The sequence below is a fragment of the Rhodococcus sp. Eu-32 genome (genome assembly GCF_003336925.1).
In the GTDB taxonomy this organism is placed as follows: Bacteria; Actinomycetota; Actinomycetes; order Mycobacteriales; family Mycobacteriaceae; genus Rhodococcoides; species Rhodococcoides kyotonensis_B.
This window is the reverse complement of sequence record NZ_QGNK01000030.1, coordinates 42,556-52,099: the sequence shown is the minus strand read 5'-3', so window position 1 is coordinate 52,099 and position 9,544 is coordinate 42,556. Positions and strand designations below refer to the sequence as shown.

The 9,544-nt window shown below is 66.7% G+C and carries 12 protein-coding genes; 8 read left to right on the top strand and 4 right to left on the bottom strand.

Annotated elements, in window-relative coordinates; genetic code table 11:
- Window positions 1–143: 143 nt before the first annotated feature.
- The gene (locus DK926_RS24670) at window positions 144–425 is read right to left on the bottom strand and encodes a YciI family protein (RefSeq protein ID WP_068428865.1); all 282 of its coding nucleotides are present in this window, start codon (window positions 423–425) and stop codon (window positions 144–146) included.
- A 51-nt stretch (window positions 426–476) separates the two neighbouring features.
- Complete coding sequence (locus DK926_RS24665) at window positions 477–965, bottom strand: amino-acid N-acetyltransferase (protein WP_068429204.1); 489 nt, start codon at window positions 963–965, stop codon at window positions 477–479.
- Between the two features lie 212 nt (window positions 966–1,177).
- Between DK926_RS24665 and pgsA the strand changes: the two genes are divergently transcribed.
- The 6 genes from pgsA to DK926_RS26810 all read left to right on the top strand — a co-directional run bounded on the left by pgsA (window position 1,178) and on the right by DK926_RS26810 (window position 4,762).
- Window positions 1,178–1,801 carry a CDP-diacylglycerol--glycerol-3-phosphate 3-phosphatidyltransferase gene (pgsA, locus tag DK926_RS24660; protein WP_114332586.1) on the top strand — a complete coding sequence of 208 codons (624 nt, stop codon included), beginning with the start codon at window positions 1,178–1,180 and terminating at the stop codon, window positions 1,799–1,801.
- Window positions 1,798–2,298 (top strand): nicotinamide-nucleotide amidohydrolase family protein, encoded by a 501-nt coding sequence (locus tag DK926_RS24655; protein ID WP_114332585.1) that lies wholly within the window; start codon window positions 1,798–1,800, stop codon window positions 2,296–2,298. Before pgsA ends, DK926_RS24655 begins: the two co-directional genes overlap by 4 nt.
- Window positions 2,299–2,370: 72 nt before the next feature.
- Complete coding sequence (locus DK926_RS24650; protein ID WP_114332584.1) at window positions 2,371–2,712, top strand: helix-turn-helix transcriptional regulator; 342 nt, start codon at window positions 2,371–2,373, stop codon at window positions 2,710–2,712.
- A gap of 100 nt (window positions 2,713–2,812) precedes the next feature.
- The gene (pspA, locus tag DK926_RS24645; protein ID WP_068428877.1) at window positions 2,813–3,622 is read left to right on the top strand and encodes a phage shock protein PspA; all 810 of its coding nucleotides are present in this window, start codon (window positions 2,813–2,815) and stop codon (window positions 3,620–3,622) included.
- 63 nt (window positions 3,623–3,685) lie between these two features.
- On the top strand, window positions 3,686–4,477 hold the full coding sequence (locus DK926_RS24640) for a hypothetical protein (RefSeq protein WP_114332583.1): 792 nt from the start codon (window positions 3,686–3,688) through the stop codon (window positions 4,475–4,477).
- Between the two features lie 111 nt (window positions 4,478–4,588).
- The gene (locus tag DK926_RS26810) at window positions 4,589–4,762 is read left to right on the top strand and encodes a hypothetical protein (RefSeq protein ID WP_165839664.1); all 174 of its coding nucleotides are present in this window, start codon (window positions 4,589–4,591) and stop codon (window positions 4,760–4,762) included.
- Here DK926_RS26810 and DK926_RS24635 read toward each other — a convergent pair.
- Both DK926_RS24635 and DK926_RS24630 read right to left on the bottom strand, forming a co-directional pair.
- On the bottom strand, window positions 4,749–5,660 hold the full coding sequence (locus DK926_RS24635; RefSeq protein ID WP_114332582.1) for a diacylglycerol kinase: 912 nt from the start codon (window positions 5,658–5,660) through the stop codon (window positions 4,749–4,751). The two genes, DK926_RS26810 and DK926_RS24635, sit on opposite strands and share 14 nt — an antisense overlap.
- Entirely contained in the window at window positions 5,657–7,279 is a 1,623-nt protein-coding gene (locus DK926_RS24630) for an FAD-binding oxidoreductase (RefSeq protein ID WP_243637010.1), read from the bottom strand. The genes DK926_RS24635 and DK926_RS24630 overlap by 4 nt, the downstream gene beginning before the upstream one ends.
- A gap of 137 nt (window positions 7,280–7,416) precedes the next feature.
- Between DK926_RS24630 and DK926_RS24625 the strand changes: the two genes are divergently transcribed.
- Both DK926_RS24625 and DK926_RS24620 read left to right on the top strand, forming a co-directional pair.
- A complete protein-coding gene (locus tag DK926_RS24625; RefSeq protein ID WP_114332593.1) occupies window positions 7,417–7,986 on the top strand; it encodes a TetR/AcrR family transcriptional regulator in 570 nt (189 codons plus the stop codon).
- Window positions 7,983–9,524, top strand: a complete 1,542-nt coding sequence (locus DK926_RS24620; RefSeq protein ID WP_114332581.1) for a glycerol-3-phosphate dehydrogenase/oxidase — start codon at window positions 7,983–7,985, stop codon at window positions 9,522–9,524. Before DK926_RS24625 ends, DK926_RS24620 begins: the two co-directional genes overlap by 4 nt.
- Window positions 9,525–9,544 lie beyond the last annotated feature (20 nt).

Sequence of the window (9,544 nt, the reverse complement as noted above, 5' to 3'; positions counted from 1 at the left end):
CGACAAACGACTCGCCCAAGGCAAAAGCAAACGCGACATCATCCGCTGCCTCAAACGAGCCGTCGCCCGCGAAATGTTCCAGCTACTCACACAAAAAATCGGAAGTTGACACTCATAGGAGCATCACGGGCCTCGCAGCGGCACTAAGCGAACGCGCCCATCACGGGGGTCCATTCGGTGACGACGGACGCTTCGACGAGGTTCTCGACCTGGAACGGGTCCTGAGCGAACAGCTCGACCACGGACTCGCGGTCGGTGCCTTCGACGATGATGAGTGCGCCGCTGCCGTCGGCGAACGGGCCGCTGGACACGAGGGTCTTCTTCTCCAGCAGGTCCCTCAGCCATTCGCGGTGCGTCGCACGGTGCGTGTCACGCCCGTCGGTGGTGCTGGGCGAGTACGTGTAGACAACGGAGAACAACGCCATGGAACTTGATTCCTTCGTTCGAGCAGTGAGAAAGGGACAGCACGAATCCTGTCAGAGCGACAGCAGCATGCGGGTATTGCCGAGTGTGTTGGGCTTCACATAGCTCAGATCCAGGAATTCGGCGACGCCGGTGTCGTAGGACCGGCACATCTCGGCGTACACCTCGGCGGTGACAGGGGTGCCGTCGATCTCGGCGAATCCGTGGCGTGCGAAGAAGTCGACCTCGAAGGTCAGTACGAACAGACGGCCGAGCGACAATTCACGCGCAACGCTGATCAGCTTCTCGACGATGAGGTGGCCCGCGCCGTGGCCCTTGGCCGACGGATCGACCGCGACGGTGCGCACCTCGCCCAGATCCGCCCACAGGACGTGCAGCGCGCCGCAGCCGATGACCGTGCCCGCGCGCTCGGCGACCCAGAACTCCTGCACCGCCTCGTACAGCGTGACGAGATTCTTCTCCAGCAGGATCTTGCCCGCGTAGATGTCGATCAGCCGCTTGATCTCGGGGATGTCGGACGTGCGCGCGCGTCGAACCTGCAGTTCGTCGCCGCCGTGTGGCCGGGCGACGTCGGTAGGTGCTGGTTCTTCGGTCGCGTCGACGCCCAGTCGACTCGCCCGGTTCGGCGCAGAAGTCATGTGGTGAACAGTAGTCAACGCCCCAACCGATATTCTTTCCGTGTGTCCGTCACCGAAGAGCTTCCCCTGCGGCAAGGACATCGTTGTCGACCGAGCTCGCGCGGGGGCGGGGCAGTATGACCGAACCCGTCGTTCCCAGCTCTAGATTGCCGCACGGCAATTCCACGACAGGAAGTTCCGACCCCGTACCGGTCGTCAACATAGCCAACGTGCTCACGGTCCTCCGTATAGCGCTCGTACCCGTGTTTCTCGTCGTCCTGTTCGCGGACGGCGGCCACGACACGACGTGGCGCATCGGCGCGACACTCGTGTTCGCGACGGCGGCCATCACCGACAGAATCGACGGCCAGCTCGCCCGGAAGTACGGTCTCGTCACCGACTTCGGCAAGATGGCCGACCCGATCGCCGACAAAGCGCTCATCGGTGCGGCACTGATCGGATTGTCGATACTGGGTGACCTGCCGTGGTGGGTCACCGTCGTCATCGCGGTGCGCGAGGTGGGCATCACCCTGGTGCGCTTCGCCGTCATCCGGCACGGCGTCATTCCCGCGGGTCGCGGCGGCAAGGTCAAGACTCTCGTGCAGAGCTTCGCGATCGGCATGTATCTCGCCCCGCTGCCGGACGAAGTTCGCTTCGCATCGGTGACGCTGATGGGACTCGCGGTCTTTCTGACGGTCTACACCGGTCTCGACTACGTCGTACAGGCCGTCCGTCTGCGGCGTGGAGTGTCGTCGTCGTGACGGATCCGCTCGTGGACGGCGTCGGGGTGGACCGGCTCGTCGCCGAGCTGACGCGTCGCGGCCAGACTGTCGCGACCGCCGAGTCGCTGACGGCGGGCCTGCTGGCCGCAACCGTGGCAGGCGTCCCCGGAGCGAGTGCAGTGTTGCGCGGCGGACTGGTCGTCTACGCCACCGATCTGAAGTCGACGCTGGCCGGCGTCGATCGCGACGTGCTGGATACCGATGGGCCGGTCGCGGCCACCACGGCAACCTCTCTCGCGGACGGTGCCCGACGAACCTGCTCGGCCGACTGGGGCGTCGGACTCACCGGAGTCGCGGGACCCGATTCGCAGGACGGGCATCCCGTGGGCACGGTCTTCGTCGGTATCGCAGGCCCCGACGGCACCGACGTGAACGAACTCCGACTGTCGGGCGACCGCTGGACGATCCGACGGGATACAGTCCGTGAAGCCGTGTCGGAACTGCTCCGACGCGTGCTGAGCCGTACGGACGTATAGGGTCGGGAACCAATCGGACCGTGTCGAGCGTTGTAGCTTTACGACGGTTCACAGACTCTGAGGAGGAGCGAGATGGCGCTGCTATTGCGTGAAGCACTCGGCGACAGTCTGCGGCGCACTCGCGTTGCGCAGAGTCGCACGTTGCGCGAGGTCTCGAACACCGCCCGCGTCAGCCTCGGATACCTGTCCGAGGTCGAACGTGGACGCAAGGAGGCATCGAGTGAGCTCCTGAACGCGATCTGCGAAGCCCTGGCGGTTCCGCTGTCCGACGTCCTGAACGACGTCAGCGAGAGCATGTCCGAGTCGACTGCAGCCGAGAAGCCCACTGTCGACGCCGCCGAGCAGTCGCCGCGTATCGCCGGAGACACACGAGTGGTCATTCCAGCCCCTGCACGCGCACTTGCTGCCGCCTGATTCGTCATCGGCGCTAGTGTGAAACTTGCAGTTCGCACGACACCAGCATCGACCCACACGCGTCTGACGCGGCGCCCTGAGATGGAGGCAGGATCAACCCATGGCTAATCCTTTCGTCAAGGCCTGGAAGTACATGATGGCGCTCTTCAATTCCAAGATCGACGAGAAGGCCGACCCCAAGGTTCAGATTCAGCAGGCAATCGAGGACGCGCAGCGGCAGCATCAGGCGCTGTCCCAGCAGGCCGCCTCGGTGATCGGCAACCAGCGTCAGCTGGAGATGAAGCTGAGCCGCCAACTCGACGAGGTCGAGAAGCTGAATGCGAACGCGCGTCAGGCCGTCACGTTGGCGGACCAGGCAGCTGCCGCGGGTGACACCGAGAAGGCGACGCAGTACACCAACGCGGCCGAGGCGTTCGCCGCTCAGCTGGTCACGGCAGAGCAGGGTGTCGAGGACCTGAAGGTGCTCCACGACCAGTCGTTGCAGGCGGCGTCGCAGGCCAAGAAGGCAGTCGAACAGAACGCCATGGCGCTGCAGGCGAAGGTCGCCGAGCGCACCAAGCTGCTCAGCCAGCTCGAGCAGGCGAAGATGCAGGAGAAGGTCAGCGAGTCGCTGCGCTCGATGGACAGCACGCTGGCTGCCCCCGGAAACACGCCGAGCCTCGACGCAGTGCGCGACAAGATCGAACGTCGTTACGCGGACGCGCTCGGTTCGGCCGAGCTGGCTCAGAACTCGGTGTCCGGCCGCATGATGGAAGTTCAGCAGGCGTCGGTGCAGATGGCAGGACACAGCAGGCTCGAGCAGATCCGTGCATCGATGGCGGGCGACTCGTTGCCGTCGGGCAACACGGCCGCGCAGAAGCCGTCGATAGCCAAGCCGAACACCACGCCGGAACCTCCCGTTCAGAACTGACGCGGACAGAATTCTCGGACGATGAACAGCCAGGATCATGGCCGACCACGACAGTGGTCGGCCATGCCCGTTTCGCAGACGGTGCCCCGCGTGCGCGGCGCCGCGAGTTCGGCGCGCAGGATGGGCGAATCGCTCGTCGACGCCGCCAGCCGATGGAACGACCCGCGCCAGAAGCAGATTCGTCGAATTCGGCGTGCGCGTCGTCGTGGGTCGTGGTTCGGCGGCGCGTCGGGAGTGTCGGCCGTGTCGACGGCGGGGCTCGCGGTGACGTCGATGCCCGAGTGGACGATGGTCGCCACCGGTGGAAGTGCCTTTGTGCTCGCGGTCCCGGCGGTGTTCGCGATAGGTCGCTATCGCGCGCTGAAAGCGCAGCCGCTGCCTCCTGCGCGGCCCGGTCGTGCCACGTTGCCGGACCGCTCGTCGGCGGCTCACATGCCCATGAAGCGTCTCACCGGTGCCCAGCGGAGTCTGTACGAGCTCACCGGCATACTCGCGCGTTCCGAGTCCGTCGACCCGGTCGAACTGGCGGAGACGACGGATGTCGCCACATCAGCGGCGAACGCACTCACGGCGATGTCGGCCGACGTCGTGTCGATGGAACGCGCGGCCGCGTCGAACAGTGCAGCGGCCGAGCATCTCGCGCCGACGATTCGGGACGCCGCGGACCAGCTGGATCGCGGCGTCGATCAGTTCGAGGAACTCGTCGCCGCTGCTGCACGGTTGACGGCGCCCGCGCAGTTACCGTCGAGCACAATCGACATGCGGCGCGCCGAGCTGACGTCGGCGACCGATCGGCTCGACGGATGGGCGACTGCCCTGGCCGAACTCGCCGAGATCCGGCGTCGTCACCCCTAGGCGAACGGCCTCAGGGTGTTCCCCCATCTTTCCCTGAACTCGCTGCTGACCTGGTGATTTCCCGCTTCCGCCGTGTGAGGATCGATCTCGACACACGAAGAAGGGAAAGCCATGCTCTGGAAAATCCTCGGAATCATCGTCCTGGTTTGGATCGCGTTCGCCGTCCTGGGAGCAGTCGTCAAGGGGCTGTTCTGGGTGGCCGTCGCGGCCGCGATCGCGTTCGGAATCTACTGGCTCGTCAAGGCCATCGGCTCGGCCGAGAACCGCGACCTCACGAAGCTGTAGCACTGCCGTGCAGCGGTGACGTCTCGCCGACGAGCACCGTCACCGCTCGCGGGACCGCCTCGATGTGGACCGGAAGTGGCGGAAACCGTTCGCCGTCGGCATAGGCGACCATCCCCGGAGCCGTCAATCTCACGTGAGACGAGCGGTGCACGTCGACCTCGGGAAGCTCGACGTGCGTTCCCTTGTACAGCGTGGGGGACAGTCGCACGAGACGTGTCCGCGAACTAGCGCGGACCACGGTGAGGTCCAGCAGGCCGTCGTCGACGCGGGCGTCGGGGCAGATCGCCATTCCGCCACCGTACGTGGGTCCGTTGCCCACGGTCACCAGCGTCGCCTCGAGATCGAGTGTCACGTCGTCGAGTTCGATCGAATACGGGATGGGGCGCAGCTTCGTCAGTTCGAGCACCATCGCGAGGTTGTAGCGCAGCGGACCCCGCGGCCATCGGAGCCGGTTGGCGCGCTCGGTGACGAGGCTGTCGAATCCGCTGGACAGTACCGTCGCGAACCACCGACCGTCGGCTCGGCCGAGGTCCATCGTGCGCCGAGAATTGCGTGCGACGATGTCCGCGGCAGCGGCCGGATCGCCGTGCGGCACACCGAGCAACCGCGCAAGATCGTTACCGGTGCCCGCAGGCACCACCGCGAGTGCCGTCGACGTGGTGGCGACGGCCTGCAGGGCGAGATTGACCATGCCGTCGCCGCCGACGACCACGACGGTGTCGGACCCGGTGCGGACGATGCGCCGGGTCGCGTCGAGTGCGTCGCCGGGGGTGCGGCCCACCACCGTCGTGACATCCAGACCTCGCTCCCGTAGCCGCGTGGTGACGGCCTCGGTCACGGCGGGCGCACGGCCGTTCCCCGCAACGGGGTTGGTCAGGACCGTGACCGATCGAGTCATGGGATCAGCTTGCCAGGATTCAGAATTCCTGCGGGATCGACCGCGGACTTGATCGAACGGAGGATCGCGGCGCCGACTGCGCCGACTTCCTGCGGCATCCACGCGCGGTGGTCGCTGCCGACGCCGTGATGGTGAGTGACGGTTGCGCCCGACCCCACCATCGCGTCGGTCGCGGCGGCTTTCGCGCCTGACCACTGAGTGATCGGGTCGGCTGCCGCAGCGCAGACGACGGTGAAGTACAGCGATGCGCCGGTCGCGTAGACGTGCGAGATGTGACACATGACGACGGCCGGAGTCCCTGCGGCACCGAGGGATTCGACGAGCGAACTCGCGACGGCCGTTCGGACGGAATTCAGCGACGACCACCGCGCCGCCGTTTCCAGCGTCTCCGCGAGAGCGCCCACGTCCAGTAGCGAATCGCGGAGGTACGGCGCATCGAAGCGGCCGCGTTCCCACGCCCGTGCCGCACCCTCGTCGACGGAGGACCCGCCGGAGCGCTCGAGCACGTCGTCGACGTCGGCAACCCGGCGTGCGACGTCGGATGCAGTTCCGTCGAACGTCATGATCGCGAGGCAGCCGCCCTGGGGTGCATCGTCGTGACCGGACAGCGCTGCGTTGATGCCGGTTTCGGCCTCGTCGGACAGTCGCATGACCGTCGGCCGACCGGGGAGGTCTGCGATGATGCGGAACGCCTCCGCGCCCGCGGCGAAGTCGGGGAACCGCCACGCGCGGTACGCCGTGGTCTCGGGAACCTCACGCACCCGGACGGTGACGTCGGTGATGATGCCGAGCGTGCCTTCGGATCCGAGAAACACCTGGCGCAGGTCCGGTCCGGCAGCCGACGCAGGTGCTCGGCCCGGCCGGGCGACACCGGTCGGCGTCACAACGGTGAGCGACTCGACCATGTCGTCGAATCGACCGTATCCCGCCGACGCCTGTCCCGACGACCGCGTCGCGGCGAACCCGCCGATGGTGGCGTACTGGAAGGACTGTGGGAAATGCCCGAGGGTGAGGCCGTGTCGGCCCAACAGTTCTTCGGCCTCGGGACCGGTCACGCCCGCCTGCAGTACAGCGGTTCTCGAATCCAGGTCGAGATCCGTCAGCGCGCACATCCGTCGGGTGCTGACTGCCACGACGGCGTCGAACCAGTCACGTACCGGATCGAGACCGCCGACGACGCTGGTGCCACCGCCGAACGGGACCACCGCGATCGAGGCGTCGCTGCAGAATGTCAAGATCGTTTCGACCTGACGGGCGTCGGCAGGGAAGACGACGGCGTCGGGCGCGGACTGTGCGTCGGGACTGCGTCGGTTCAGCAGATCGATCGTGCTCTTGCCGCCGAGATGTAGCAGACGCACCGCGTCGCCCGTCGCCACGTGGTTCTCGCCGACGATCTCTTCCAGCGCACGCCGCGCGTCGTGGGTCAGTGCGCTCGAGGTGAGTCGGACGTCGGAGGCGTTCCGGTGCGCGGATTCCGGTGCGTCGAGCCCGAGGACGGTACGCAGGATGGAGCGCGTACGCGCAGGCAGCGGTGTGTGGTGCTCGCGCAACCCCCACGCGTCCCACGCCATCATCGGCGCGCGCGATGCGGGCCGCTCCACCGAGGGTTGTTCGCGCATGATCTATAGTGTTACACAGCATAGGTGTTTGTAACTCGGCAAGCGCGAGTTGCTCCGATGTCTTCTGCGAACGGGGTGTAGTGGTGGTCGAGCCGTCCGTCGTCCAGAGTGTCGCAACCGAAGCGCCGAGGACCGAAGTGACGCAGACCGTCGACGATCAAGTGCTCGACGCCGCGCGCTCGTGCATTCTCGAATTCGGTGTCCGGCGAACCACTTTGGCCGAGATCGCACGCCGCGCAAAGGTCAGTCGGCCTACCGTCTACCGGCGTTGGGCGGACACGCGCGCCGTGGTGTCGAGTCTTCTCACGCGTGAAATCGGCTCGGTGATGCCCTCGTTCGAGGCCGGTGCACAGGCCCGCGAACAGCTCGCGTCCGCGGTGTCCGTCGTCGCCGATCGGGTGCGGCTTCACCCGTTGTTCGTCAAGATCCTTCGATCCGACCCCGACATTCTCGCGACCTACATCCTGCATCGGCTCGGAACCAGCCAATCGCTCATCATCGACGCTCTTGCGCCGATCCTCGAGAGCGGCCAGCGGGACGGTTCCATTCGTGAGGGACAGCCGGTCCACATGGCGACGGTGTTGCTGTTGATGGTCCAATCCGCCGTTCAGTCCGCCGAGATGGTGGCCGACAGAATTCCCGGTGACGTTCTGGTCGCCGAATTCGCGTACGCCGTCGACGCCTACCTACGTCCACGCGTCGAGTGACGTCTGCGGCGAGCGCACGGCTCGACGGCGACCGCCGTCGGCGAGAACTCGCAGCGCTGTTCGACGGCTCGCCGGTCGACGTACTCGTCGTCGGCGGGGGCATCACGGGAGCTGGTATCGCGCTCGACGCCGCGTCGCGCGGACTTCGAACCGTGTTGGTGGACAAGCACGATCTCGCGTTCGGCACGAGCCGGTGGAGTTCGAAGCTCGTCCACGGTGGTCTCCGGTACCTCGCGTCGGGCAATGTCGCCATCGCACACGAAAGTGCCGTCGAGCGAGGCATTCTGATGACGCGCACCGCTCCTCATCTGATTCGTCGTCTGGCTCAGGTCGTTCCACTTCTCCCGGAGGTGTCGCGGTCGTCTGCCACGGTCGTGCGCGCGGGATTCCTGGCCGGTGACGTGCTGCGGCGATCCGCAGGCACTTCCGTTGCAGTACTGCCGAATTCGCGGTCCATTGGTGCCGATGCCGTCGCGGCGCAGGTGCCGGTCGTGCAGCGACACGGGTTACGCGGGGGTCTGATGGCGTGGGACGGCCAACTCGTCGACGACGCGCGTCTCGTCGTCACCGTCGCGCGGACGGCCGCGCTGCACGGTGCGTCGATCCTGACGGGTGTGGCCGCGTCGGAGGTCGATCGCACGTCGGCGCTGCTCACGGACGGGGACACCGGCACGTCGACGCGAGTGCGCGCAGGCGTCGTCGTCAACGCAGCGGGGGTGTGGGCGGGCCAGGTCGATCCACGAATCTCGTTGCGACCCAGCAGGGGAACGCATCTCGTGTTCGACGCGTCGACGTTCGGCGGGATGACGAGTTCGTTGACCATTCCGATTCCAGGGGAGCGGAACCGGTTCGTGTTCGCGCTGCCTGCACCGCACGGCCGCGTCTACGTTGGACTGACGGACGTCGCGACCGACGGACCCATTCCCGACGAGCCGCGCGCGACCGACGACGAGATCGAGTTCCTGCTCGACGTCGTGGGTACCGCCGTCGATCCCGCACCGACGGTGTTCGACGTCGTGGGTACCTTCGCCGGTCTTCGGCCGTTGCTCGACTCGCGCGGTAGGACTTCGGCCGCTACGCGCACTGCCGACGTCTCGCGCCGGCATGCGATTCTCGACGACGGCGACGGACCGATCGGTGTCGTGGGCGGGAAGCTGACGACGTATCGCAGGATGGCCGAGCATGCCGTCGACGCCGCTGTCGCCGCAACGAGACTGCCTGTGGGTCCCTGCAGGACCGCGTCGATTCCGTTGGTCGGCGCCGGGCCGATCGCGGAGCCGGTTCCGGAGCGGCTCGTGACCCGATACGGTTCGGAGGCTGCGCTCGTGGCCGCCCTCGCCGACACGATGCCCGACGGCACTGCGCCCGTCGCGGACGGAATCGACGTGTCCGTCGCCGAACTCGCGTTCGCGGTGCGATACGAAGGAGCCCGCACCGTTGCCGATCTTCTCGATCGACGGACGAGAATCGGTCTGGTGGAAGCGGATCGCGAACGGGCGGTCGACGCGGCGACACGGGTGCTCGCCGAACACGACTAGCTACCCGCGGGTGTGGCACG